Consider the following 24,181-nt stretch of genomic DNA (forward strand, 5'->3'; position numbering starts at 1 on the left):
CTCTATCGTTCGGCACAGGTATCCGCGATCAGCGACCTGTGACGTCCTTGTAGTCACGCTCGGTGTAACCGGTGTAGATCTGGCGCGGACGGCCGATCTTCGTAGCCGGATCTTCGTGCATCTCGCGCCAGTGTGCAATCCACCCGGGCAAGCGGCCCATGGCGAACAGAACGGTGAACATGCGCGTGGGAAAGCCCATCGCGCGGTAGATCAGACCCGTGTAGAAGTCGACGTTCGGGTACAGCTTGCGCTCGACGAAGTAGTCGTCGGTCAGCGCCGCCTCTTCGAGGGCCATCGCGATGTCGAGCAGTTCGTCGTCGCCGCCGAGCTTCTCGAGGATGGTGTGCGCGGTCTGCTTGACGATCGCCGCGCGCGGGTCGTAGTTGCGGTAGACGCGGTGCCCGAAGCCCATGAGCTTCACGCCGTCTTCCTTGTTCTTGACCTTGCGGACGAACTCGTCCGCATTACTACCGCTGGCCTTGATCTCGTCGAGCATCTCCAGCACCGCCTGGTTGGCGCCGCCGTGCAGCGGGCCCCAGAGTGCGTTGATGCCACCGGAGATGGAGGTGAAGAGGTTGGCGTCGGACGAACCGACGAGCCGCACCGTCGACGTCGAGCAGTTCTGCTCGTGGTCGGCGTGCAGGATCAGCAGCATGTCGAGAGCCTTGGCGATCTCGGGATCGATCTCGTAGGGCTCCGCGGGGAAGCCGAACGTCATCCGGAGGAAGTTCTCGACCAGGTTCAGGGAGTTGTCCGGGTACAGGAACGGCTGCCCGACGGACTTCTTGTACGCGTAGGCCGCGATGGTCGGCAGCTTCGCGAGAAGGCGGATGGTCGACAACTCGACCTGTTCCGGGTCGGCCGGGTCCAGGGAGTCCTGGTAGTACGCGGACAGCGCGTTGACGGCGCTGGACAGGACCGGCATCGGGTGTGCGTTCCGCGGGAATCCGTCGAAGAACCTCTTGAGGTCCTCGTGCAGCAGCGTGTGGCGCCGGATCCGGTCGGTGAACGACTCGAGCTGCGCCGTGGTGGGCAGCTCACCGTAGATCAGCAGATAGCTGACCTCGATGAAGGTCGACTTCCCGGCCAGCTGCTCGATCGGGTACCCGCGGTAGCGGAGAATCCCGTGCTCACCGTCGATGTAGGTGATCGCGGAGCTGGTGGAGGCGGTATTGACGAAACCCGGGTCCAGGGTGGTGTACCCGGTGCTGGCGAGCAGCTTGCCCAGTTCGATACCGTCATTGCCCTCGGTTGCCCTGGCAATGGACATCGTGTGCTCACCACCAGGGTAGGTAAGCGTGGGCTTTGTGTCATTGTCAGGCACGAAGCATCCCTCTCAAGCTCAAACCAATGAGTAACAACTTCATTCAGGTAGAAACTAGCCCCACTCTGGCCTGCGTGCCGAAGGCGGGTCCGCTCAGAGCCCGTGATCCGGGTCCGCCGCGGGATGCGCGGCGACCACGGAGAAGGGTCGCCGAACGGGATCCGCGAGTGTCCGATTTGCCCGCACGGCGCGGAAGCGGAATCGGTGAGGGCCAGTGACCCGAGACTGGACTGGCCGTGTTACCTGCACAGATGCCGAGCGCGGTGGAGAACGCACGCCGCGCCGCCCGACGCGGTGATGGAAGAACAGAGGGTGATACAGAGCGCCGCAGCCGCGACAGAAGAACCCCCGCCCGACGTATCGGCCCGACCGCGACCGGTGTTACACCGTCTCACCAAGTGGGCACCCGATGCTCGAAAGTTGAACCGCTACGACCCCAGCGCGGACATGCCCCACACACCGGTCCACTGCTGCCCCGGAGTGAGCACCAACTGATCGATCCCGGAGTTGAACGCATCCGGCGGGCACGTCATCGGTTCGAGCGCCAGCGCCCGCCCGCGGCCCGGATACGACTTGCCGGCGTCGGGATCCGCGACGAACGCCTGCAGCCAGCCGAACTCACGGGCCGCCCACAGGACCGTTCCGGTGCCGTCCGGCGCGCGCAATTCGTGTCGCGACCTGCCGTCCGCGTCGACGTCCAGTGCACTGAACGGGGTGTCGAGAGCGACGCCTGCCAACGTGCGCGGGCTGGTGAAGTCGTATTCGGTGCCGGCAACGGGCTGCGAACCCCCACTCGGCAGCATGCGCTCGTCGAGGGGCAGCCGGGTGCCCGCGGACAGGTGCAGCGTGCACTCGTCGAGCGGGACGTCGCCGGCGCGGACGTACGAGTGGAAGCCCATCCCGAACGGTGCCGGGATGGCTCCCGTGTTGGTGGCCGTGTGCGTCACGGTCAGGCCGTCCTCGTCGAGGACGTAGGCGACGGTGAGCCGCAGCGGGTACGGCCACCCCTTGTGGAGGCCGACGTCGATCGACAACTCGATGCGGTCGTCGTCGTGATTCGCGACACGCCAGTCCCGGCGCCGGACGAATCCGTGACTGGCATTGCCGAACGTGGGTTCCGTGATCTCGAGCTGATGGTCGATGCCGTCGAAGACGAACTGGCCGTCGCGGATCCGGTTGGGCCACGGCGCGAGGATCAACCCGGCCGACAACGGTGGCCGGGTTCCGAGGTCCCACGTCTCGGTGAGCGCCATCGGCCCCTCCGGACCATCCCATTCGAGTAGCCGGAGACCGGCGCCGGTGGCCGCGATACCGGCCCGGTAGCCGCCTCCCCGGATCTCGAATCCGGCCGTGGCAGGCCTGTCCGTCTTCGAAGACTGCGGTTCACCCATGCACTTCAGTGTGCCCGAGATGGGCACGAAATATGTGATGGCGCACAGGAACCTAGCGGGTGACCTTGTACCGCACCAGTGCCGGGAACGCGAGCGCGGCGATCACCACACCGACGACGACGAGGATGCCGCCGCCCGCGGCAGCCACGCTCGTCCCGACCGCCGCCGCGGCCGCGCCGTGCACGACGTCACCGATCCGCGGACCCCCGGCCACGACGACGATGAAGACACCCTGAAGTCGTCCGCGCATCTCGTCCGTGGCGACCTGCTGGAGCATGGTGCTGCGGAACGCGGCGGAGACCATGTCGACGGCGCCACCGAATGCGAGGAACGCGAGAGCGATCCACAACAGGACCGGGCTGCCGCCGGGCGACGCGACCCCCACCACCACGCCGAAGCCCACCATCGCGAGACCCCACAGCACGATGCACACGATCACGGCGAGGCCCTGCCGCCGGACCCGCGGCAGCCAACCGGAGAACACCCCGCCTGCCACCGCGCCGAAGGACATCGCCGCGAACAGCAGGCCGAGCGCCACACCGCCCGATGCCGGGTCGCCGAACGTGTCGTGCGCGATCTGCGGGAACAACGCCCGCGGCATGCCGAACACCATGGCGATGATGTCGACGACGAACGACGCGAGCAGCACCTTCTGGGTCGCGAGGTAGGCGAATCCGTCGAACACCTCGCGCAGCCCCGCCCGGCGCGACTCCCCTGTCGGCGGGATGGCAGGCAGCCGGAGCACTGCCCACAGCGTGGCCAGCAGTGCGATCGAATCGACGAGATACAGCGTCGACAGCCCGACCGTCGGAATCATCACACCGGCGAGCAGCGGTCCGGCGATGGCGCCGAACTGCATGACCGTCATGTTGAGCGAGTTGGCGGCGGCCAGCTGTTCCGCCGGAATGAGCCGCGGGATGATCGCGCTGCGGGTGGGCTGGTTGACCGCGAAGAACGCCTGTTGCAACCCCAGCAGTCCGAGTACCAGCCACACGTTGTCCAGGCCCATCGCTGCCTGCACCCAGAACAGCACGGACGTGGCACCGAGTCCGACGGTGGTGATCGTCAGCAGTTTCCGCCGGTCCATGACGTCGGCCAGCGCGCCGCCCCACAACCCGAACACGATCAGCGGTACCAGCGCGAACACACCGGTCAGACCCACGTACGCCGAGCTGCGGGTGATCTCGTAGACCTGCTGCGGCACGGCGACGACACTGAGCTGCCCGCCGATCACCGTCACGATCCCGGCCGCCCACAGGCGGCGGTAGTCCCGGTTCTGCAGCGGCGCCGTGTCGGCGAGTAGCCGTCGCTTCTTCTTCTCGGTGACGGTCTCGGTCATTCTTCCCTTAGCTCGTTTCCCGTGCTCACTATTCCCCGGCTGTCACGGCTGCAGTCGCTCCACCGTCCACGAGCCGTCGACCAGCGACGTCCGGATGCGGTTGTGCATCCGGTTGGCGCGGCCCTGCCAGAACTCCACGACCGCGGGGCGGATCAGGATTCCGCCCCAGTCCGGCCGGACCGGGATGTCGACGTCGACGGGGAAGCGCTCCGCCGCGTGCAGCAGCGCAGCGTCCAGTTCGGCTCGCGAACCGATCGGCTTCGACTGTTCGGACGCCCACGCCCCCAGTCGGGATCCGCGGGGCCTGCTGTGCCAGTACTCGTCCGTGACCTCGGCGCTCACGCGCTCGACGGGACCGCGGACGGTGATCTGCCGGGCGACGGGCACCCAGGTGAACGTGACCGACGCGTAGGGCACCGCCTCCAGCTGGCGGCCCTTGTCCGAGTCGTAGTTGGTGAAGAACAGCACACCGTCGGCACTCAGTCCCTTGCAGAGGACGGTGCGGGTGCACGGATGTCCGTGCTCGTCGACGGTTCCGAGGGTCATCGCGTTGGGTTCGGGAACCCCGGCCTCCACGGCGTCCTCGAGCCACAGGCGCATCAGGGGAAGCCAGCCGTCGCTCAGCTGGTCGGCGTCCAGATCGGAGTCGACGTACCGTCCGTCAGCGCCCTGGTGTGCGTAACCGACGCGCATCGCCGCGAGGTCCTTGTTCACCGGTTTCGGCTGTTCTGCATCTGGAGACACAGCCGAGAACGCTACTCCCGGGTATGCACTGATCAACTCTCCGGTGACACCGGCTAAAGTTTTGGGGACCGAACCCGTCCCCTCGGATTGCAGCCGCGATCGTGCGATGCCCGGGGAAGGGAAGTCGATTGCGCGGACGAAGGTGCCTGCCCATCCCGCATGCACGCCGAGCGCAATTGTCGAACGCCGAGACAGTGCCGCTCTGACCGGGGGCACTCGAACGAGGAGAGTCCACGAGCTATGTCAGCTAGCGCGGCAATACCGGACGATTTCGTCAGCGGACTGGAAGGTGTGGTCGCGTTCACCAGCGACATCGCCGAACCCGACAAGGACGGCGGCGCCCTGCGCTACCGCGGCGTCGACATCGAAGAACTCGTCTCCAAGCACGTCACCTTCGGCAACGTGTGGGCCCTGCTCGTCGACGGCCGCTTCGGCCCCGGACTGCCCCCGGCCGAACCGTTCCCCCTGCCCGTGCACACCGGCGACGTCCGCGTCGACGTCCAGGCCGGCCTGGCCATGCTCGCCCCCATCTGGGGATACCAACCCCTCCTCGACATCGACGACGACACAGCCCGCGAACAACTCGCCCGCGCCTCCGTCATGGCCCTGTCCTACGTCGCCCAATCCGCCCGCGGCATCTACCAACCCGCCGTCCCCCAGAGACGAATCGACGAAGCGAAAACCGTCACCGAACGGTTCATGGTCCGCTGGAAGGGCGACCCCGACCCCGCCCACGTCGCCGCCATCGACGCCTACTGGGTCTCCGCCGCCGAACACGGCATGAACGCCTCCACCTTCACCGCCCGCGTCATCGCCTCCACCGGCGCCGACGTCGCCGCCTCCCTCTCCGGGGCCATCGGCGCCATGTCCGGCCCCCTGCACGGCGGCGCCCCCGCCCGCGTCCTGCCGATGATCGAGGACACCGAAAAGACCGGCGACGCCCGCACCCTGGTCAAGGGCATCCTCGACCGCAAGGAAAAGCTGATGGGCTTCGGGCACCGCGTCTACCGCGCCGAAGACCCCCGCGCCCGGGTGCTCCGCGCCACCGCCCAACGCCTGAACGCCCCCCGCTACGAAGCGGCCGCCGCCCTCGAACAGGCCGCCCTCGCCGAACTGCGCGAACGCCGCCCCGACCGGGCCATCGAAACCAACGTCGAATTCTGGGCCGCGGTCATCCTCGACTTCGCCGAGGTCCCCGCGCACATGATGCCCGCGATGTTCACCTGCGGCCGCACCGCCGGCTGGTGCGCCCACATCCTCGAACAGAAACGCCTCGGCAAACTCGTCCGCCCCGCCGCCATCTACACCGGACCCGCACCCCGCACCCCCGAGTCCGTCGAGGGCTGGGACCAGATCGCCCACACCAGCTGACCGTCTCCCCCGCCAGAACCAGTAAGGAACAGAAAGTAGCGATGACCTCCACACCGATCATCCCCGCAGACCTCCTGCCCGCCGACGGTCGTTTCGGCTGCGGACCCTCCAAGGTTCGGCCCGAACAGCTGCAGTCGCTGGTCGAGGTGGGCTCCTCGGTGTTCGGCACCAGCCACCGCCAGAAGCCTGTCAAGGACGTTGTCGCCAGCGTGCGGTCCGGCCTCGCCGATCTGTTCTCCCTGCCCGAGGGCTACGAGGTGGTGCTCGGCAACGGTGGCACCACCGCGTTCTGGGACGCGGCCGCGTTCGGCCTGATCCGGGAGAAGTCGCTGCACCTCACGAACGGTGAGTTCAGCTCCAAGTTCGCGTCGGTCGCCAAGAACAACCCGTTCATCGGCGACCCGATCGTCGTCTCCGCCGACCCGGGCAGTGCGCCCGAGCCGGTCTCGGATCCGTCCGTCGACCTCATCGGCTGGGCGCACAACGAGACGTCCACCGGTGTCGCGATTCCCGTCTCGCGTCCCGCGGGCTCGGAGAATGCGCTCATCGCCATCGACGCCACGTCCGGCGCCGGCGGTCTGCCGGTGAACGTCGCCGACGCCGACGTGTACTACTTCGCCCCGCAGAAGTGCTTCGCCGCCGACGGCGGACTGTGGATCGCGCTGATGAGCCCGAAGGCGCTCGAGCGCGTCGCGGAGATCAAGGATTCGGGTCGATGGACCCCCGACTTCCTGTCGCTGCCCATCGCAGTCGACAACAGCTCCAAGGACCAGACGTACAACACCCCGGCACTGGCCACCCTGCTGCTGCTCGCCAACCAGATCGACTGGCTGAACGGCAAGGGTGGCCTCGACTGGGCCACCTCGCGTACCGCCGATTCGTCCTCGCGGCTGTACCAGTGGGCCGAGGCCAGCGAATTCGCCACCCCGTTCGTCACCGATCCCGCTCACCGCTCGCAGGTGGTCGGCACCATCGACTTCGACGACAAGATCGACGCTGCCCAGGTGGCGAAGATCCTGCGCGCCAACGGCGTCGTCGACACGGAGCCGTACCGCAAGCTGGGCCGCAACCAGCTGCGTGTCGGCATGTTCCCGGCGATCGATCCCGAGGACGTCTCGCAGCTCACGAAGAGCATCGACTGGGTCGTCTCGCAGCTCGGCTGAGTCCCGGCGCACACGTCCGTCAGCCCCCGGCACCTCGGTGCCGGGGGCTGACGGCGTTTCGAGGGTCAGTCCGTGTCGAGGAAACGGTGGAACGGCGCGAGCGCCTCGTCGCCGAGATGCGGTCCGCTGACCTCGATCTCGACGCTCGCGGACTCGAGCACGTCGGAGCAGCCCAGAGTGAACCGTGGACCGTCCGGGAGAATCCGGGAGAAGTCCGCGGACGACGCCGCGTAGACCACCCGCGTGATGCCGGCCCACACCATCGCCGCACTGCACATCGGGCACGGCTCACCACTGGCGTACATGGTGGCGCCGACGAGGTCGCCGGTTCGTCCCTCACCGCAGGCGGTGGTGATCGCGTCGAGTTCCGCGTGCTCGGTGACGTCGGCGGACGTCGCGACGGAGTTGGCGCCCTCGCTGATCACGTGACCGTCGGCCCCGACCGCCACCGCACCGAACGGTCTGTTGCCCGCGTCGCCCGTCTCGTCGGCGAGTTCGATGGCTCGCCGCAGGTGCGCAAGGTCCACGTCGCCGACATCGCTCTGACTCATCGACTCAGATCCACTTCTGTTCCGACGCCCCGTTCCCGGGCTCTGTCGATCAGTATGCGCGCCGCGGCGAGGTCCTGGAGGCCGATCCCGACGGAGTTGTACAGCGTGATGTCCCGATCGGATGTGCGGGCGACGGTGCGGCCCGCGATCACGTCGCCCAACTCCACGGCGACGTCGTCGTGCGTGATCGCGCCCTCGGCGAGCGCCAGCAGCGTCTCCCCCGATTTGGTCATCGTGGTGGCCACCGAATCGACGACCACGCGGGCACGTCGCATTCCGTCGCCGTCGATCTCCCGGTGGTCCGCGCGCGGGGGCGCGCCCACGGCGTTGACGTGCAAGCCTTCGCCGAACCAGGCGCCCCGCACGATCGGGTTCCTCGACGGCGTGAGTGTGCAGAGGACGTCGGAAGACCGCGTGACCGCCTCCGGCGAGTCCATCGGCTTGACCGAGATTCCGAGATCCTCTGTCCGGCTGCGGAATTCCTCGATCGTGGCATCCGAGCGCGACCACACCAGCACCGTGTCGACGTCCGACACCCGGGTGATCGCCCGGGCGTGTTCGACGGCGAGGGTCCCGGCGCCCACCAATCCCAGCACCCGGCTGCCTCGGCGGGCGAGATGCTTCGTGGCCACGGCGCTGGCGGCGGCGGTGCGCACGGCGGTGATCAGCCGGCCGTCGAGCAGGGCCTCGCACTCGCCGGTGTCCGCGGACGTCACGAGCACGGCCGAACGTTGCACGGGCAGACCGCGGGCGGCGTTGCCGGGAAGATCGACGAGCATCTTCACCGCGGCCGCGCCGGCGGACTGCGCCGCCGCGACCATCGGGATGAACGCCGCGGACTGCAGGGTCATTGCGGGTGGGGCGGGTACGGACGCCGTCCCGGCGGTCAGGGCGGCGTGCGCCCGTTCCACCGCGGCGAACACCTCGGCGCGGTCGATGAGGCCGGCCACGTCGGAGTGGGAAAGAATCAGTGTCACAAGAGTTTCCTCGCTGAGAGATCGATCAGGACGTGCGCGCGAACGCGACGGTCAGGTTTGCGGGTGAGCGGCTGTTGCGGATGAATCCACTGACCGCGACGATTGCGATCACGTAGGGCAGCATGACGAGCAGGGCGAAGGGGACGCTGACACCGAGCGCGGGCAGCGCGAACTGGAGCGCCTGCGCGATCCCGAAGAACACGGACGCCCAGATCACGCCGAGCGCGCGCCACCTGCCCGCGATCACGGCCACGACGGCCAGGTACCCGATTCCGGCGGTCATGTTGTCGCTGAACGACCGCACCTCGGACAGCGCCAGCTGGGCCCCGGCCAAGCCCGCCGTCAGTCCCGCGACGAGCACGCACAGGTAGCGGACCTTCCGCACCGGCAGTCCACTCCAGTCGGCCGACTTCGCGTCCTCCCCGACCGCGTCGACGACGAGACCGGCGCGGGTCCGGCGCGACAGGGTGACGGCCAGCAGCCCGACCACCGCGTAGCAGAAGTAGCCGAGTGCCGTCTGGGAGAAGAGCGCCGGTCCGAGGATCGGGATCCGGTGCAGCAGCGGGATCTCGAGGGCGGCGAACCCCGGGGCGTTCTGCCCCTTGCCGTCCGCGAGCAGCAGCCGGGCGCCGTAGGTGGTGGCCCCGAGGGCGAGGGCGTTGCTCGCGATGCCCACCACGATCTGGTCGGCGCGCAGCGTGACGCTCAGCAGTGCCTGCAGCAGTCCGAACAGCAACCCGGCCGCCAGTCCGGCCGCGAGACCGCCCACCGCGGATCCGGTGGTGACGGCGCCGAGCACGCTGGCGAACGCGCCGGTCAGCATCATCCCCTCGAGGCTGAGGTTCAGTACGCCTGCCCGCTCGCTCACCAGTTCCCCGCTCGCGGCTACCAGGATCGGGAGTGCGAATCCGACGCCGCTGACGGCGATGTCCGAGACCGTATCGATCATTGCTTCGCTCCAGCCAGGTCGGGGACGTCGTGGGTCTTCGCGGTCGTCGCGGCCGCGGATCTCGATCTCCGGCCGGCCGCGGTCCACAGCACCGCTCCCGCGATCAGGATGATCATGAGCGATTCCACGATCGAGACGGTCGATGCCGGAACACCGGCTGCGAGTTGGAGATTGATTCCGCCGGACACGAGGAATCCGAGCAGCAGTGACACGGCGCCGACGGCGAGCATGGAACCGCGCGCCAGAAGCCCGACGACCAGCCCGGAGAACCCGTAGCCGGAGGAGAATCCTTCGACGAGCACGAACGGCGCCGTCGCGACGAGGATCCCACCGGCGAGCCCGGAGAACGCGCCGGCACAGGACAGGCTGAGAAACCGCAGCCGTCCGACCGGCAGTCCCAGCCGCGCCGACGCGTCCGGATTCAGCCCGACGGAGCGCAGTCGCACACCGATCGCCGTCCGGCGCAGAAGGACCCCGACGATCAGCACCGCGACCACCGCGATCCACAGCGCGATCGTCCCCGGCGAGCGCTCGATCCCCAGCAGCGGCAGGTGCGCGGACTCGATCAGCGGCGAGGACTGCGGCAGTGTCTCCGAGGACGTGACGGGCTGGCGAAGGAGGCTGGGCTCGTGCACCATCAGCAGCACCAGCGCGAGGCCGACGAAGTTCAGCAGCAGCGTCGTGATGATCTCGCTCGTGCCCCGGCGGACCCGCAGGTACGCGGCGATCGCGGCCCACGCCCACCCGGCACCGGCCGCGGCGAGGAGAACCGCGGTGACGGCGATCGGGGCGGGGGTGCCCTCGCCCAGAGTGGTGCCGACCGCGGTCGCGGCGATGCCCCCGACGCACAGCTGGCCCTCGCCACCGACGTTCACCAGTCCGGCCCGGTGTGCGACGGTGAATCCGGCCGCGACGAGAGCCAGCACCGCAGCAGTATTGAGCGAGACTCCGATCGCGTAGCTGCTGCCGAACATCCCTTCGGACAGTGCCTCGGCGGTCTCGGTCACGGTGGCGCCCGCGGCCGCGGCGAGGAGCACTCCGGCGAGTCCCGCGACCGCGATCGCGGCGATCGCCACCGGAAGTGGGTGATGTGCCCAGGTTCGAAGTCGAGTCATGCCGCCGTTCCCGTCATCAGTTCACCGAGGTGCTGCCGCGCAGTGCCCGCCGACGCGTCGACGGGCCCGAGCAGGGCGCCGCGGTAGCTGACGAAGATGCGGTCGCAGAGCGCGAGCAGTTCGGGGATCTCGCTGGACACGACCAGGACTGCGTTCCCCGAGGACGCGCAGCTGCGGAGTTGGTTCAGGACGAACTCGACCGCCCCGATGTCGAGTCCGCGGGTGGGCTGCGCCGCGACCAGACACTGCAGATTCTCCGTCGACAGTTCGCGGGCCAAGACGACTTTCTGCTGATTGCCGCCCGACAGCGAACCCATGGATGTTCCCGGTCCGGGTGTCCGCACCGAGAACTGCTCGATCAGGTCCCGGGCCGCGGCGTCCATCCGGCGGCGATCGAGCAGGCCCATCCTGCGGAAGTGGTGCAGGCGGCCGAGGAAGAGGTTCTCCGACAGGGACAGTTCTGCCACCATCGCCTCCCGGTGCCGGTCCTCCGGCACCACCCCGAGACCGAGGCGGGTGCGTTCGGCCGGAGACGCCGACGTGATGTCGGCGTCGCCGAGCGTGACCGTGCCGGACTCGGGTGTGGTGGCCCCGGACAGAACGGCGACCAGTTCGCTCTGCCCGTTCCCCTCGACTCCTGCGATCCCGACGATCTCACCGGCCCGCACCTCGAATCCCACGCCGGACAGGGCGACGCTGCCGTCCGCCCGGGTGGCTCGCACATCGCGGAGCCCGAGAACGACCCGGCCGGTCGCCCGCCGGTCGGGCATCGCGCCGCCGTCGCTCTCCGTGCCGACGCCCGCGGCGAGCACCGGGCTCAGTTCGGATACCGGCCTGCCGACCATGGCCGTCGTCAGCTGGGGGATCGTCAGCTCCGACATGCGGCCCCCACCTGCCACTTCACCTCCCCGCAGCACGGTGGCGGCGTCCGCGACGCGGGCCACCTCCCCGAGTTTGTGGGTGACGAGGACGACTGCCTTGCCCGCCGCCGCGACGGCCTGGCACGTCTCGATCAGGGCGTCGATCTCGTCGGGGTCGAGTACCCCGGTCGGCTCGTCCAGCAGGATCAGTGAGGGGTCGGTGAGCAGGGCCTTCACGATCTCCACCTTCTGCCGCGCACCGATCGGCATGGCCGAGACCAGCGCGTCCGGGTCGATCCGCAGGTGATAGTCGTCGGCGAGCCGATCGAGGCGGGTCCGCAGTTCCGCGCGGCGCAATCGCAGCCCCCGTCCGGTGAGCAGCAGGTTCTCGGCGACGCTCATCGTGCCGATGAGACTGAAGTGCTGGTGCACCATGGCCACGCCGTCCGCCATCGCGGCAGCGGGCGAACCGGGCGCGTATCGGCGACCGGAGAGGGTCATCGTTCCGGTGTCCGGTCGCAGACCGCCGTAGACCACGTTGCAGAGCGTCGACTTCCCGGCCCCGTTCTCCCCGAGAATGCAGTGCACCGTTCCGGGTAGCACCGACAGGTCGACACCGTGGAGGGCCCGGACGTCGCCGAAGCTCTTCCCGATTCCCGTGAGGTGCAGTGCTGGTGTGCTCATGTCAGCCCGCTCGGTAGGGCTCGACGGCACCGGTGGCCAGGGCGGTCTTCGCCTTGGCGAGTGCGTCCGCGACGGCGGGGTCGGCGCTGCAGAGCCGGAAGTCGGTGCCGTCGTTCGGGGAGGTGAGGCCGAACGCCACGTTCTCGGCCTTCCACGTTCCGTCCAGGGTGGACTGGACGGCGTACTCCACTTCCTTGCCGATGTCGGTGTGCACGTAGCCGACGTAGGCGGGGTTCGAGCAGTCGCCGGGGATCGGGCCACCCACCATCAGCGCGCCCGACTGCGCGGCGGCCTGTTCCAGCCCGGACTTGCCGAGGTTCACGATCTGCCCCACGGCGCCCGCGCCTGCGCCGTAGTTGGCGAGCGCGGCCTGCTTCGCCTTGGCCGGGTCGTTGAAGTCGCCCACGTACTGCGGGGTGAGCACCTGGGTGCCGGGCCGCGCGAACTCGGCGCCATTGCCGAAGGCCTTCGCGGCGTTCACGATGGCGGGCAGTTCGACACCGCCGACGAACGACACGGACGGGGTCTTCGACGCCGTCGCCGCGACCGCTCCGCTGAGGAACTCGGCCTCCGCCTGCTGCGGGTCGTAGTAGGCGAGGTTCGGCAGCGGGGACGCGTCGGCGGGTCCGCCGATCTCGACGAACTTCACGTCGGGGAACTGGGGTGCCACCTTGCGGACGTCGGCGTCCGTCTGACCGCCGAGCGAGACGACGAGGTCGTTCGCGGTCGCGAACCGCACCAGGGCCTGCTGGTAGTCGGCGGCGGCGACCTGCTCGACGTAGCTCAGTTCCACCCGGTCGCCGAGGGTTTCCTCGAGTCGCTGGTAGCCGAGGTACCCCGATTCCATGAAGCCCGTGTCGGAGACGGATCCGGGGAAGAACACTCCGACGCGGAGGGTGTCGCCGGAGGCGGTGCCTGCGTCCGACGACGAACACGCCGTCAGGGTCGCCGCAAGAGTCGCGGCCGCGCACAGCGCGGGGACGAGGGTTCGGGCTCGGGCGGAGAGGGTGGTGTTCACGCGCTGGACTCCTTGACTCAGGAACCGCCACAGTTAGCGGTATACCGTTATTTGAATCTTGGAGGCGCGTCATTTCCGCCGTGTTACACAGACGTAAGGACCCGCATCCACTCGAGGGCGGCGCTTGGGTGCGCTCTACGGTGGCTGACGTGGCCACGACGACAGGAGACCGGGTGAACGGTGCAGCCGACGCGTCGGCGCCGAAGTCGCTGCGCGAGACCGCGTACGAAGAGCTGCGCCGCCGCATCGTGAACCTGCAGCTCGCGCCGGGCCAGCGCCTGATCGAGCGCGACCTCGCCGCGGAGCTGCAGGTGTCCCGCATCCCGCTGCGTGAGGCCCTGCAGCAGCTCCAGACCGACGGACTCGTCGTGATCGTCCCGCGCCGCGGAGCGATCGTCGCCCCGTTCGGCGTCGACGAGGTCCGCGACCTCTTCGACGTCCGCGAAAGCCTCGAGGTGCTCGCGGCCCGGCTCGCCGCGCAGCGAGCGGACGACTCCCACCTGACGGCACTGCGCGACGAACTCGCCGCGGCACGTACAGCCACCGCCCGCGACGACAAGCCCGCCATCGCCGCCGCGAACGCCGCATTCCACGCCGTCATCGTGGAGATGTCCGGCAGTCCCCTGCTGCAGTCGATGCTGCAACCCCTCGCGACGCGCGTGCAGTGGTTGTTCCACCTCACCAAGGAACGCGACCCCGGACAGCAATGCGACGAGCACGCCGAGTTGTACGACGCCATCGCGGCGGGCGATGCGGACCGCGCCGCGGAGATCGCGTTCCGGCACGTCGCCTCGGGCCGAGAACCCAGTCTCGAGCTGGCCGAACACTGGTCTGCACCCGCGATCGACCCGGTCGAGGCCACCCGCACGCGGCAGCGCACACCCCGCACGAAGGACCGATCACGAAACGAGGAAGCGTAGCGCGGCCGCGACGCCGGGACGGGATTTACCCGCGCGTGTCCTGCCGCGCGGGCTGTCACGAATGAATTACAGTTGCCCAGGTGCAAAGTCGCGAGCCGGCGCGATAAGGAGGTCAACGTGCGAGAGCTTCGAGTGATCGGTCTCGAGCCCGATGGATCGCACGTCGTGTGCGCAGATGCCAGTACCGGCGAAAAATTCCGGCTTCCCGCCGATGACAAACTCCGCGCCGCATCCCGCGGGGACATCGCTCGACTCGGCCAGATTGAGATCGAAATGGACAGTCAGCTCAGGCCCCGCGAAATCCAGGCCCGCATCCGCGCCGGCGCCTCCGTCGAACAGGTCGCCGACGAGGCCGGTATCCCCCTGGCGAAGGTGGAGCGTTTCGCCTATCCAGTTCTGCTCGAGCGTTCCCGTGCGGCCGAGATGGCGCAGGGCGGACACCCGGTCCGCGACAACGGCCCCGCCGTTCCCACGCTCGCCGAGATCGTCACGCAGGCGTTCCGCGCCCGCGGGCACAACATCGACGACGCCACGTGGGACGCGTGGCGCGACGAGGACAATCACTGGGTCGCCCAACTGCAGTGGCAGGCCGGGCGGACCACCAACGCGGCGCACTGGCGGTACCAGCCGGACGCGCACGGTGGCACCATCGTGGCGCTCGACGACACCGCGTTCGACCTGATCGATCCCGACTTCGGCCGTCCGCTCCGCGGATTGGCGCCGGTGGCGTCCGACGAGCCGGAGCAACTCGAACTCGCCGAGTTCCCCACCGAGGTGGAGGTGCCGACGATCGAGCCCGAGGAGATCATCGAGGCCGACGTCACCGAGGAGCCCGAGGACGAGCCCGCCCCGTCCGAAGAACCCGCGGCGCCCAAGATCGCCCCGCACCAGACGAACAACAAGGACAAGCGCGGCAAACCCGCCCTCCCGTCCTGGGACGACGTCCTGCTCGGTGTCCGCAGCAGCGGACGCTGACCGTCTGCACGGTGAGCAGGCCGGGAACACGGTCGGGGTCGTACTCTTTCAGGAAGACACCGGAAGAGAGGGATGACCGTGGGGGCCAAGGTATCAACGATCTGGTACGTCGACGTCCCCGACCCTGCCGCTGTCCTGCGCGGCCACCCGGAACCTGACCTCGACGCGGCGCAGCAGCTCGCCTCCCGGCTCTATCCCGATCTGACGGCCACCCCCACCGGCCCCGTTCCGCTGGCCGAGGCCGCGCGCCTCGATGCCGCCGGGACCGTGCACATCGGTTCCTACCCCGGCGTCACCGTCGTGTGCGGGCCCGACCTGGCCGTTCCCCGACCGTCCGGCCTGCCCGAAACACGCGTCCGGCCCACCGAATTCGCGAAGACGTACTACGTGGCGTCCAAGCCCGACATCGCGTGGGGCTCGTTCGCGATGTGGGAGGACGGGCACCTGACGCGGTCGTTCAGCGCGACGCCGGTCCACATCCACGAGGACCTCGGCATCCCGCTGGTGTGGGAGTTGCCGTTCTGGGCGGGTGACTTTCCGCTGAAACATCCGGCGGGTGTCCTGCCCGACCCGCAGTCGCTGCCGTTCCACCCGCAGCAGTTCGCCGAGGGCGCCAACCGGGAATGGCTGGGCTTCCGGTACACGGGCGCCCCCGAGGGCACCGAGATCGACCCGAAGACGCTCACGGTGCACGGTTTCACCGTTCACCCACCCGGCGAGGGTCCGGCGGCCGAGCCTCCCGTCGAGGCGGAACAGCCCGCCCCTGCCCCTGCCCCCGGCCCGGTGCCCGCGCCCGCTCCGCCGCCGCCCGCTCGCAAAGGCGGACTCCTCCGCCGCTACTTCGGCTTCTGACGACTCCGGCCTGAATCAGGCGGCGCCGACGAGCAGCGCAGTCCAGCCGGCGACAACTCCCGCCGCGGCCCCGTACACCAGCCACCGCCAGACCGGCGTCCGGCGTAGTCGCCACACCGACGGCGCGACCCCGGCCACCACGACGAGTTCGAGGAACACCGCCAGGGCGGGGTTGATCCGGGCGAGCTGCGAGCCGAACGCGATGATCGCGACCGCCACCACCGCCGCGGCGAACCCCGCCACGAGAAGTCCGGTGAACCATGGTGTTCCCGTCGGCGGCGGATACGGGGAATGAGGGTGCAGCATTCTCACCGGCCCGTGCGGACGCGCTCGTAGAACGCCATCGCCGCCGCCGTCGCGACATTGAGCGAGTCCGTTCCCGGTGCCATCGGGATGCGGGCGCGAATGTCCGTGGCCCGCATGGCGTGTTCGGTGAGGCCGGGACCTTCCGCGCCCAGCAGCAACGCCACCTTCTCCCCCGTCATCGCCTCGGCCAGCGTCACCGCCTCGGGGTTCGGGGTCAGCGAGATCAGCTGGAAACCGCGCTCCCGCAACGCGTCCAGATCGTGTGGCCATTTCGTCACGTGCGCGAACGGAACGCGGAGAACGTGCCCCATCGACACCCGGACCGCCCGGCGGTACAGCGGGTCGGCGCAGCCCTTGCCGAACACCACGGCGTCGACGCCGAGGCCCGCCGCGTTGCGGAACATCGAGCCCAGGTTCTCGTGATCGTTGACGCCCTCGAGCACCGCGACCGTCCGGGCGTGCTCGAGCACGTCCGACAGTTCGAGGGGCGCGGGACGGCGCGCCGCCGCGAGCACACCCCGGTTGAGGTGGAACCCGACGACCTCGGCCATGACGTCCGCCGTCGTCCGGTAGAACGGCACGTCCACGCCCGCGAGGTCGTCCGTGAGTTCCTCCAGCCGCCGGTCGACGCCGAGCAGCGCGATCGGGTCGAACCGGGACGTGAGCAGGCGCTGCGCCACCAGCACTCCCTCCGCGATCACCAGGCCCTTGCCCTCGGGGAGGTCGGGACGGCGGTCCGAGGAATTGAGATCGCGGAAGTCGTCCAGCCTGGTGTCGGCCGGATCTGTTATGTCGATGACGTGAACCACTGGTCCATCGTGCCGTATGCGCGGCGTCACGGCGTTGACTCCCCTCCGCCGAGCGCGAAAGCTCGAAGGAATGAAGCAACTGCACGGACGCACGGCTCTGGTGACCGGTGCCTCCGGCGGTCTCGGCCGCGTCGTCGCCCGGGCCCTCGCGCGGGAGGGCGTCGCCGTCGCGGTGTCCGGCCGGCGTGAGGACCGACTCGCGGAACTCGTCGGTGAACTGCGTGCGCTCGGTGTGCGCGCCGAGGCCGTGCCCGCGGACCTGAACCGCCTCGATCAACTCGATTCGCTGATCGAACGCGCCGAGGCGGCGGTCGGTCCCCTCGACCTGCTGGTGAACAACGCCGGCGTGGAGAACGTCTCGGCCTTCACCCGACTCGACCCCGCTGAGCTCACCGCCATGGTCGACGTGAATCTCACCGCGCCACTGCTTCTCACGCGCCGGGTGGTGCCCGGGATGCTGGGCCGCGGCCGCGGTCACGTGGTGTTCATCTCATCGCTGGCGGCGAAGATCGGTCCGGCGTACTGCGCGCCGTACGCCGCGACGAAGGCGGGGCTGATCGGTCTCACCCAGTCGCTGCGCGCGGAGTACGCGGGCTTGCCGGTCGGTTTCTCCGTCGTGTGCCCCGGGTTCATCGCGGGCGACGGCATGTACCAGCGGATGACGGTACGCGGAATCAGGGCCGGCCGGATCACGGGCGAGACCAGCACCGACAAGGTCGCGGCCGCCGTGATCCGGGGGATCCGGCGTGACCGGCCCGAAATCGTGGAGAGTGGAGCGCCGATCCGCCCGCTGCTCGCGCTGGCGCAGATCGCGCCGGGACTCGTCGAGCGGGCGGCCGCGAGGTTCGGCGCCACCGCGATGTTCCGGCGGTTGAGCGAGGACCGCGGCAGGGTGGAGCCGGGCGGTTGACCCGAGTCGCGTACCCGGGCGCGGGCACTCACCTAGGCTCGCGGGCGTGAGTGATTCCACGCCGACGGTCGGTTCGCCTGCGGAGCTGGCGCGGGCGCTCGACGCCACCGGCTACCTCGCCGACGACGGTGTCGCGATGGCCGCGTTTCTCGCCATACGTATGGGACGTCCGCTGTTTTGCGAGGGCGAACCCGGGACCGGCAAGACGTCGCTCGCGGGCGCGTTGTCGGAGGCGTTCGGTCTGCCGCTGATCCGCCTGCAATGCCATGAGGGCATCGACGCCGCGCAGGCGCTCTACGACTGGGACTTCCCGCGGCAGTTGCTGCACCTGCGGACCGTGGAGGCGGCGAGCGACGGACTGCTCGAGGCCGACACGGTCGAACGCTCGCTGTACACCGAGCGGTTCCTGCTGGCGCGCCCCTTGCTGCGGGCCCTCACCGAAGCCCCGTGTGTGCTGCTCGTCGACGAGATCGACCGCGCCGACGACGAGTTCGAGGCGTTCCTGCTGCAGGTGCTCGACGAGAATGCCGTCACCATCCCCGAACTCGGCGAGGTGCGGGCGGCGACACCGCCGCTGGTGGTGCTCACCTCCAACCGCACCCGCGAGGTGCACGACGCCCTCAAACGCCGCTGTCTCTACCACTGGCTCGAACACCCCGATCTGGCGCGGGAGGTCGCGATCCTGCGCCGTCGCATTCCCGGAATCGGGGCCGAACTCGCCGACCAGGTCGCCCGGGCCGTCCGCTCCCTGCGCGAGATGGAACTGCTCAAGCCGCCGGGGGTGGCGGAGTCGCTGGACTGGGCCCGCGCACTGCGGGAACTCGATCGGGACGTACTGGACGCGGAGACCGCCGCCGCGACGCTCGGCGCGGTCCTCAAGTACCGCGAGGACCTCGAACGGGTGGCCCGTGCCGGACTGGACCGGCTCCTGGCGGGGTGAGAACCATGTCCACGACCCCGGGCATCGGCGACCCGCTCGTGGGCATCGCCGGGTTCGCGCATGTCCTCGCGGCGGCGGGGCTGTCGGTCGCGTCGGACGCCGTCGCCGCGTTCACGCGGGCCCTGCGCCAGGTGGATGTGGGCGATCCGGGTCAGGTGTACTGGGCGGGTCGCGCGACGCTGTGCCGCGGTCCCGACGACATCCCGCGGTACGACTCGGCGTTCGCGGGCTGGTTCGGCGGTACCGTCCCGGCGCGCACGCCACGGTCGGGGGAACAGCCTCGCCGCGCCAGGACCGCGGCTCTGACCACGACGGACGGCGGCGAGACCGGTGGCGACGCGCCGCACCTGCGGGTCGCCGCGGACGACACCGAGGTGTTGCGCCACCGGGACATCGCCGGCCTCACCGCGGCCGAGCGCGCGCACCTCGCCGAGCTGATCGCCTCCCTGCGCCCGCGGCCCCCGACCCGCCCGGCGATCCGGATGCGTCCGGCCCGACGGGGCACCGTGGACCCGCGGCGCACGGTGCGGGGCATGCTCGCGGCGGGCGGCGAACCGGTGCGGCCGAGCCACCACCGCAAGGCCACCCGGCCACGACGGATGGTGCTGCTGATCGACGTCTCCGGATCGATGAGCCCGTACGCCGATGCGCTGCTGCGCTTCGCGCACGTCGTCGCCCGCGGCAACCCCGCAGGCACCGAGGTGTTCTCCCTGGGTACTCGGCTGACGCGGCTCTCGCGGGCGCTGCGGGTCCGCGACCCGGAAGTGGCGCTCGCCGCCGCGGGCCGGGCCGTGCCCGACTGGGCGGGCGGCACCCGTCTCGGGGAGACGCTGCGCGCGTTCCTGGACCGCTGGGGCAGGCGCGGTGTGGCGCGCGGGGCCGTCGTGGTGATCTTCTCCGACGGCTGGGAGCGCGGTGACCCGGCCCTGCTCGCCGAGCAGATGGCTCAGCTGCGCAGGCTCGCCCGCACCGTGCTGTGGGTGAATCCGCACGCAGGCGCGGACGGTTACGAGCCGGTGCAGTCCGGGATCGCGGCCGCGCTGCCGTACGTCGATCGTCTCCTCGCCGGCCACAGTCTCGCGACACTGCAGGAACTGCTCGAGGTCGCGCGCCGAACGTGACCGATCCGGAACCGGTTCCACGATTTCGGGTGTTGTTCGCGCTCCGTCGGCGCAGAGTAGGACGTATCACCTGAGGCTCCCGGCTTTGGAGGCGCGATGCGCATCACTGTCACCGTCGACGGAACGGCATACACGGACGAGGTGGAGCCGCGACTGCTCCTCGTCCATTATCTGCGGGACCGGCTCGGCAAGGTCGGCACCGTCATCGGCTGCGACACCGGAAACTGCGGGGCGTGCACCGTTCACCTGAACGGTCACAGCGTCAAGTCCTGCTCGGTGCTCGCCGTGCAGGCCGACGGCGGCGACGTCCTCACCGTCGAAGGCCTGTCCCGGAACGGGACGTTGCACCCCGTGCAGCAGGCGTTCCGCGACAACCACGCACTGCAGTGCGGCTACTGCACCCCCGGCATGATCATGCAGACTCTCGACCTGCTCGCCGAGGAACCCGACCCGGACGAGCGGGCGGTCCGGCTGGGGTTGGAAGGCAACCTGTGCCGCTGCACCGGGTACCAGAACATCGTCAGCGCGGTCCAGGACGCGGCGCAGCGGTTGCGCGGCGGCGGCACCGCGGAAACACCGACGGCGGATGCACCGAAGACCGACACCGCGCAGGGAGGTGTGCGATGACCGCCACCGCCGAACCGGAAATCGGGAAGGCCCGCACACGCAAGGAAGACGAGCATCTGGTCACGGGCCGCACCCGCTGGACCGACAACCTGGTGCTGCCGGGCATGCAGCATCTGGCGATCCTGCGCAGCCCGTTCGCGCACGCCCGCATCACCGGTGTAGACGCCTCCGCCGCCCGCGAGATGCCCGGTGTCGTCGCGGTCCTCACCGGCGCCGATCTCGCCGGCGAGCAGGGCAGCCTGCCGTGCGCCTGGCCGATCACCCCGGACATGAAGTCGCCGCCCGCCCCGTCGCTCGCGGTCGACCGTGTGAACTTCGCCGGCGAGGCCGTCGCGGTCGTGGTGGCGCGCAGCGCCTACGAGGCGCACGACGCACTCGAGGCGATCGACGTCGAGTACGACGAACTGCCGGTCGTGCTCGATCTCGCGGCCGCGGCCGCCGACGGCGCCGACTTCGTGCACCCGGATCTCGGGACGAACGTCAGCGCCACCTGGACCTTCGATTCCGCCGAGGCCGGCACCGGCGGCGACGTCGAGGAGGCCATCCGCGACGCCGAGGTACTCGTCGAGCGGACGTTCCGGCAGCAGCGGCTGATCCCGGCGTTCATGGAACCCCGCTCGGTGGTGGTCGACCCGACCGGCGCCCAGATCACCATGTGGTCGGCCACCCAGATCCCCCACATCCTGCGGCTCATGCTGGCGATGACGCTCGACATCCCGGAGCACAAGCTGCGTGTCGTCGCCCCGGACGTCGGGGGCGGTTTCGGCGGCAAGCTCCAGGTGACGCCGGAGGAAGTGATCGCACTGCTCGTCGCACGGCGACTCGGCAAACCGGTCAAGTACACCGAGTCCCGCAGCGAATCGATGGTCGCGGCCCATCACGGGCGCGACCAGATCCAGAAACTGACCCTGGCCGCCCGCCGCGACGGCACCGTCACCGGGATGAAGGTGGAACTGCTCGCCGACATGGGCGCGTACCTGCGGTTGGTCACGTCGGGGGTGCCGATCCTGGGCGCGTTCATGTTCAACGGCATCTACAAGTTCCCGGCGTATCACTTCACGTGCACCAACGTGTTCACCGACAAGGTGCCCACCGACGCGTACCGCGGGGCGGGGCGCCCGGAGGCGACGTTCGCGATCGAGCGGATGATGGACGAACTCGCGACCGAGCTGTCGCTGGATCCGCTGGAATTGCGGGCGAAGAACTGGATCACCCACGAGGAGTTCCCGTTCGACACCGTCGCGGGCCTGACGTACGACTCCGGCAACTACGAGGCGGCCACCGCGCATGCGCGGGAGCTGTTCGACTACGACGGGCTCCGGCGCGAGCAGGCGGAGCGCCGCGAGCGGAAGGACCCGGTGCAACTCGGCATCGGGGTGTCCACGTTCACCGAGATGTGTGGTCTGGCGCCGTCGCGCACCCTCGGCGCCCTGGCCTACGGGGCCGGCGGCTGGGAACACGCGGCGATCCGGATGCTGCCCACCGGCAAGGTCGAGGTGGTCACCGGTTCCTCGGCGCACGGCCAGGGACACGAGACCGCGTGGAGCCAGGTGGTCGCGGATCAGCTCGGGGTTCCGTTCGAGGACGTCGAGGTGTTGCACGGCGACACCCAGACGTCGCCGCGTGGCATGGACACGTACGGTTCCCGGTCGCTGGCGGTCGGCGCGATCGCCGTCGTGAAAGCCGCCGAGAAGGTGATCGCGAAGGCCCGGCCCATCGCGGCGCACCTGATGGAGTGCGCCGAGGACGATCTCGAGTTCACCGAGGGCCGGTTCCGGGTGAAGGGCACCGAGAAGGCGGTCGGCATCGCCGATGTCGCGCTCGCCGTGTTCGCCGCGCACGACCTGCCCGAGGGTGTGGAACCGAATCTGGATTCCGAGGCCGCGTACGACCCGGAGAACTTCTCGTTCCCGCACGGCACGCACCTGTGCGCGGTGGAGGTGGACACCGAGACCGGGAAGGTCGGCATCCGCTCCTACGTGTGCGTCGACGACATCGGGCACGTGGTCAACCCGCTGATCGTGGAGGGGCAGGTGCACGGCGGACTCGCCCAGGGCATCGCGCAGGCCCTGTACGAGGAGGCGGTGTACGACGAGTCCGGCACCCTGCTGTCGGGTTCCTTCGCCGAATATCACGTGCCGTCGGCGGCGGATCTGCCGACGTTCACCACGGGCCGCACCGAGACACCCGCCACCGGTAATCCGCTCGGCGTCAAGGGAGTCGGTGAAGCGGGGACGATCGCGTCCACGCCGGCCGTCGTCAATGCCGTCCTCGACGCCGTCCGCCAGTTCGGGGTGCGTGACGTCGAGATGCCGTGTACACCGATGCGGGTCTGGAACGCCATCCAGTCCGCTCAGGGAGGTGCCCGATGATTCCGTCGACCTTCGACTACGTGGCCCCGACCACCGTCGAACAGGCCGTGGCCGCGCTCGCCGAGGCCGGGGAGGACGCCAAGATACTCGCGGGCGGCCAGAGCCTGCTGCCGGTGCTGCGGCTGCGGTTGTCCTCGCCGAGCACGCTCGTCGACCTGGGCCGGATCGGTGAGTTGCGCGGTGTCCGCGACGACGGGGACAGCCTCGTGATCGGCGCGATGACCACGTACTACGACCTGATCCGCGACCCGCTCGTCCACGAGCACGCACTGCTGCTCGTCGAGGCCACCCGCACCGTCGCCGATCCGCAGATCCGGCACCGTGGCACGCTGGGTGGCGCTCTGGCGCATGCCGATCCGGCGGGCGACCTCTGCGCCCCCGCACTGGCACTCGACGCCACCCTGACCGCCGTGGGTACCGCGGGCAGGCGGAGCATCCCGGTCGCCGACTTCTTCGAGGGCTACTACACCACGACGCTGCGACCGGACGAGATCCTCGTGGACGTGCGGGTTCCCAAGCACACCGACTGGGAGGCGCGGTACGAGAAGTTCAACACGGTCGCGGAGGCGTGGTCGATCGTGGCGGTGGCCGCGACGATCCAGGTCGACGGCGGCACGATCCGGCAGGCCCGGGTGGCACTGACCAACATGGGGTCCGTGCCGGTGCGGGCTCGCGGCGTCGAGGACGCGCTCGTCGGCAATGCCGCGGACCCGGAGCTGATCCGGGCGGCGGCCGAGCACGCCGCCGAGGGTACCGACCCGGTCACCGACGGCAACGCCGACGCCGAGTACCGCAGCCACCTCGCGAGAGTGCTGACGCGGCGGGCCGTGGCGACGGCGGTCGGCGTCTGAAGGGTTCCGGCA

23 protein-coding genes are annotated in these 24,181 nt (G+C 69.7%); 11 read left to right on the plus strand and 12 right to left on the minus strand.

The window, feature by feature from the left end:
* Positions 1-28: 28 nt before the first annotated feature.
* The 4 genes from OYT95_RS11630 to pdxH form a co-directional block, all read right to left on the minus strand.
* The gene (locus OYT95_RS11630) at positions 29-1,270 is read right to left on the minus strand and encodes a citrate synthase (protein ID WP_052033306.1); all 1,242 of its coding nucleotides are present in this window, start codon (positions 1,268-1,270) and stop codon (positions 29-31) included.
* 482 nt (positions 1,271-1,752) lie between these two features.
* The gene (locus OYT95_RS11635; RefSeq protein ID WP_037234505.1) at positions 1,753-2,715 is read right to left on the minus strand and encodes an aldose 1-epimerase family protein; all 963 of its coding nucleotides are present in this window, start codon (positions 2,713-2,715) and stop codon (positions 1,753-1,755) included.
* 52 nt (positions 2,716-2,767) lie between these two features.
* The gene (locus OYT95_RS11640) at positions 2,768-4,054 is read right to left on the minus strand and encodes an MFS transporter (protein WP_128639852.1); all 1,287 of its coding nucleotides are present in this window, start codon (positions 4,052-4,054) and stop codon (positions 2,768-2,770) included.
* Positions 4,055-4,096: 42 nt separating this feature from the next.
* Positions 4,097-4,768, minus strand: a complete 672-nt coding sequence (gene pdxH / locus OYT95_RS11645) for a pyridoxamine 5'-phosphate oxidase (protein ID WP_037234511.1) — start codon at positions 4,766-4,768, stop codon at positions 4,097-4,099.
* Positions 4,769-5,038: 270 nt separating this feature from the next.
* On the opposite strand from pdxH, the gene OYT95_RS11650 reads away from it, so the two are divergent.
* Together OYT95_RS11650 and serC are read left to right on the plus strand one after the other, a co-directional pair.
* A complete protein-coding gene (locus OYT95_RS11650; protein WP_268791523.1) occupies positions 5,039-6,169 on the plus strand; it encodes a citrate synthase 2 in 1,131 nt (376 codons plus the stop codon).
* Between the two features lie 41 nt (positions 6,170-6,210).
* Entirely contained in the window at positions 6,211-7,332 is a 1,122-nt protein-coding gene (gene serC / locus OYT95_RS11655; protein ID WP_128639853.1) for a phosphoserine transaminase, read from the plus strand.
* 65 nt (positions 7,333-7,397) lie between these two features.
* Here serC and OYT95_RS11660 read toward each other — a convergent pair whose 3' ends face one another.
* The 6 genes from OYT95_RS11660 to OYT95_RS11685 are packed head-to-tail and all read right to left on the minus strand — an operon-like array spanning position 7,398 to position 13,486.
* Complete coding sequence (locus OYT95_RS11660; RefSeq protein ID WP_005244099.1) at positions 7,398-7,883, minus strand: nucleoside deaminase; 486 nt, start codon at positions 7,881-7,883, stop codon at positions 7,398-7,400.
* A complete protein-coding gene (locus tag OYT95_RS11665) occupies positions 7,880-8,860 on the minus strand; it encodes an ornithine cyclodeaminase family protein (RefSeq protein WP_268791524.1) in 981 nt (326 codons plus the stop codon). Before OYT95_RS11665 ends, OYT95_RS11660 begins: the two co-directional genes overlap by 4 nt.
* Before the next feature lie 25 nt (positions 8,861-8,885).
* Positions 8,886-9,809, minus strand: a complete 924-nt coding sequence (locus tag OYT95_RS11670; RefSeq protein ID WP_037234519.1) for an ABC transporter permease — start codon at positions 9,807-9,809, stop codon at positions 8,886-8,888.
* A complete protein-coding gene (locus OYT95_RS11675) occupies positions 9,806-10,924 on the minus strand; it encodes an ABC transporter permease (RefSeq protein ID WP_128639855.1) in 1,119 nt (372 codons plus the stop codon). Before OYT95_RS11675 ends, OYT95_RS11670 begins: the two co-directional genes overlap by 4 nt.
* On the minus strand, positions 10,921-12,468 hold the full coding sequence (locus tag OYT95_RS11680) for an ABC transporter ATP-binding protein (RefSeq protein WP_128639856.1): 1,548 nt from the start codon (positions 12,466-12,468) through the stop codon (positions 10,921-10,923). Before OYT95_RS11680 ends, OYT95_RS11675 begins: the two co-directional genes overlap by 4 nt.
* 1 nt (position 12,469) lies before the next feature.
* Positions 12,470-13,486 (minus strand): BMP family protein, encoded by a 1,017-nt coding sequence (locus OYT95_RS11685; protein ID WP_112301144.1) that lies wholly within the window; start codon positions 13,484-13,486, stop codon positions 12,470-12,472.
* A 173-nt stretch (positions 13,487-13,659) separates the two neighbouring features.
* Between OYT95_RS11685 and OYT95_RS11690 the strand changes: the two genes are divergently transcribed.
* The 3 genes from OYT95_RS11690 (at position 13,660) to OYT95_RS11700 (ending at position 16,233) form a co-directional block, all read left to right on the plus strand.
* Positions 13,660-14,406, plus strand: a complete 747-nt coding sequence (locus OYT95_RS11690; protein ID WP_112301145.1) for a GntR family transcriptional regulator — start codon at positions 13,660-13,662, stop codon at positions 14,404-14,406.
* 117 nt (positions 14,407-14,523) lie between these two features.
* Positions 14,524-15,381: a septation protein SepH gene (gene sepH / locus OYT95_RS11695; protein ID WP_009478031.1), complete on the plus strand. Its 858-nt coding sequence runs from the start codon at positions 14,524-14,526 to the stop codon at positions 15,379-15,381.
* A gap of 72 nt (positions 15,382-15,453) precedes the next feature.
* Positions 15,454-16,233, plus strand: a complete 780-nt coding sequence (locus tag OYT95_RS11700; RefSeq protein WP_128639857.1) for a DUF6928 family protein — start codon at positions 15,454-15,456, stop codon at positions 16,231-16,233.
* Positions 16,234-16,248: 15 nt separating this feature from the next.
* Here OYT95_RS11700 and OYT95_RS11705 read toward each other — a convergent pair whose 3' ends face one another.
* Complete coding sequence (locus OYT95_RS11705; protein WP_037234531.1) at positions 16,249-16,539, minus strand: DUF2537 domain-containing protein; 291 nt, start codon at positions 16,537-16,539, stop codon at positions 16,249-16,251.
* Positions 16,540-16,541: 2 nt separating this feature from the next.
* A complete protein-coding gene (locus OYT95_RS11710) occupies positions 16,542-17,348 on the minus strand; it encodes a TrmH family RNA methyltransferase (RefSeq protein ID WP_025431907.1) in 807 nt (268 codons plus the stop codon).
* Between the two features lie 70 nt (positions 17,349-17,418).
* Between OYT95_RS11710 and OYT95_RS11715 the strand changes: the two genes are divergently transcribed.
* From OYT95_RS11715 to OYT95_RS11740, 6 genes are all read left to right on the plus strand, one after another.
* The gene (locus OYT95_RS11715; protein WP_128639858.1) at positions 17,419-18,258 is read left to right on the plus strand and encodes an SDR family NAD(P)-dependent oxidoreductase; all 840 of its coding nucleotides are present in this window, start codon (positions 17,419-17,421) and stop codon (positions 18,256-18,258) included.
* 46 nt (positions 18,259-18,304) lie between these two features.
* Positions 18,305-19,198, plus strand: coding sequence for an AAA family ATPase (locus tag OYT95_RS11720; protein ID WP_128639859.1), 894 nt, complete (start codon positions 18,305-18,307; stop codon positions 19,196-19,198).
* Between the two features lie 5 nt (positions 19,199-19,203).
* Positions 19,204-20,319: a vWA domain-containing protein gene (locus tag OYT95_RS11725; RefSeq protein WP_112301149.1), complete on the plus strand. Its 1,116-nt coding sequence runs from the start codon at positions 19,204-19,206 to the stop codon at positions 20,317-20,319.
* 96 nt (positions 20,320-20,415) lie between these two features.
* A complete protein-coding gene (locus tag OYT95_RS11730) occupies positions 20,416-20,946 on the plus strand; it encodes a (2Fe-2S)-binding protein (protein WP_128639861.1) in 531 nt (176 codons plus the stop codon).
* On the plus strand, positions 20,943-23,318 hold the full coding sequence (locus tag OYT95_RS11735) for a xanthine dehydrogenase family protein molybdopterin-binding subunit (protein ID WP_268791526.1): 2,376 nt from the start codon (positions 20,943-20,945) through the stop codon (positions 23,316-23,318). The genes OYT95_RS11730 and OYT95_RS11735 overlap by 4 nt, the downstream gene beginning before the upstream one ends.
* Positions 23,315-24,169 carry an FAD binding domain-containing protein gene (locus OYT95_RS11740; protein WP_268791527.1) on the plus strand — a complete coding sequence of 285 codons (855 nt, stop codon included), beginning with the start codon at positions 23,315-23,317 and terminating at the stop codon, positions 24,167-24,169. The genes OYT95_RS11735 and OYT95_RS11740 overlap by 4 nt, the downstream gene beginning before the upstream one ends.
* The last annotated feature ends 12 nt before the right edge of the window (positions 24,170-24,181 follow it).

The organism is Rhodococcus sp. JS3073, from assembly GCF_026810085.1.
Classification (GTDB): Bacteria; Actinomycetota; Actinomycetes; order Mycobacteriales; family Mycobacteriaceae; genus Rhodococcus_F; species Rhodococcus_F wratislaviensis.

What these genes read in the sequence shown, in the direction of transcription:
- OYT95_RS11680 (WP_128639856.1), bottom strand. Translation starts at nt 12,468, where the DNA reads ATGAGCACACCAGCACTGCACCTCACGGGAATCGGGAAGAGCTTCGGC.
- serC (WP_128639853.1), top strand. Translation starts at nt 6,211, where the DNA reads ATGACCTCCACACCGATCATCCCCGCAGACCTCCTGCCCGCCGACGGT.
- OYT95_RS11630 (WP_052033306.1), bottom strand. Translation starts at nt 1,270, where the DNA reads ATGTCCATTGCCAGGGCAACCGAGGGCAATGACGGTATCGAACTGGGC.
- OYT95_RS11700 (WP_128639857.1), top strand. Translation starts at nt 15,454, where the DNA reads ATGACCGTGGGGGCCAAGGTATCAACGATCTGGTACGTCGACGTCCCC.
- OYT95_RS11640 (WP_128639852.1), bottom strand. Translation starts at nt 4,054, where the DNA reads ATGACCGAGACCGTCACCGAGAAGAAGAAGCGACGGCTACTCGCCGAC.
- OYT95_RS11740 (WP_268791527.1), top strand. Translation starts at nt 23,315, where the DNA reads ATGATTCCGTCGACCTTCGACTACGTGGCCCCGACCACCGTCGAACAG.
- OYT95_RS11715 (WP_128639858.1), top strand. Translation starts at nt 17,419, where the DNA reads ATGAAGCAACTGCACGGACGCACGGCTCTGGTGACCGGTGCCTCCGGC.
- OYT95_RS11675 (WP_128639855.1), bottom strand. Translation starts at nt 10,924, where the DNA reads ATGACTCGACTTCGAACCTGGGCACATCACCCACTTCCGGTGGCGATC.
- OYT95_RS11670 (WP_037234519.1), bottom strand. Translation starts at nt 9,809, where the DNA reads ATGATCGATACGGTCTCGGACATCGCCGTCAGCGGCGTCGGATTCGCA.
- OYT95_RS11730 (WP_128639861.1), top strand. Translation starts at nt 20,416, where the DNA reads ATGCGCATCACTGTCACCGTCGACGGAACGGCATACACGGACGAGGTG.
- OYT95_RS11660 (WP_005244099.1), bottom strand. Translation starts at nt 7,883, where the DNA reads ATGAGTCAGAGCGATGTCGGCGACGTGGACCTTGCGCACCTGCGGCGA.
- OYT95_RS11635 (WP_037234505.1), bottom strand. Translation starts at nt 2,715, where the DNA reads ATGGGTGAACCGCAGTCTTCGAAGACGGACAGGCCTGCCACGGCCGGA.
- OYT95_RS11705 (WP_037234531.1), bottom strand. Translation starts at nt 16,539, where the DNA reads ATGCTGCACCCTCATTCCCCGTATCCGCCGCCGACGGGAACACCATGG.
- OYT95_RS11725 (WP_112301149.1), top strand. Translation starts at nt 19,204, where the DNA reads ATGTCCACGACCCCGGGCATCGGCGACCCGCTCGTGGGCATCGCCGGG.
- OYT95_RS11650 (WP_268791523.1), top strand. Translation starts at nt 5,039, where the DNA reads ATGTCAGCTAGCGCGGCAATACCGGACGATTTCGTCAGCGGACTGGAA.
- OYT95_RS11735 (WP_268791526.1), top strand. Translation starts at nt 20,943, where the DNA reads ATGACCGCCACCGCCGAACCGGAAATCGGGAAGGCCCGCACACGCAAG.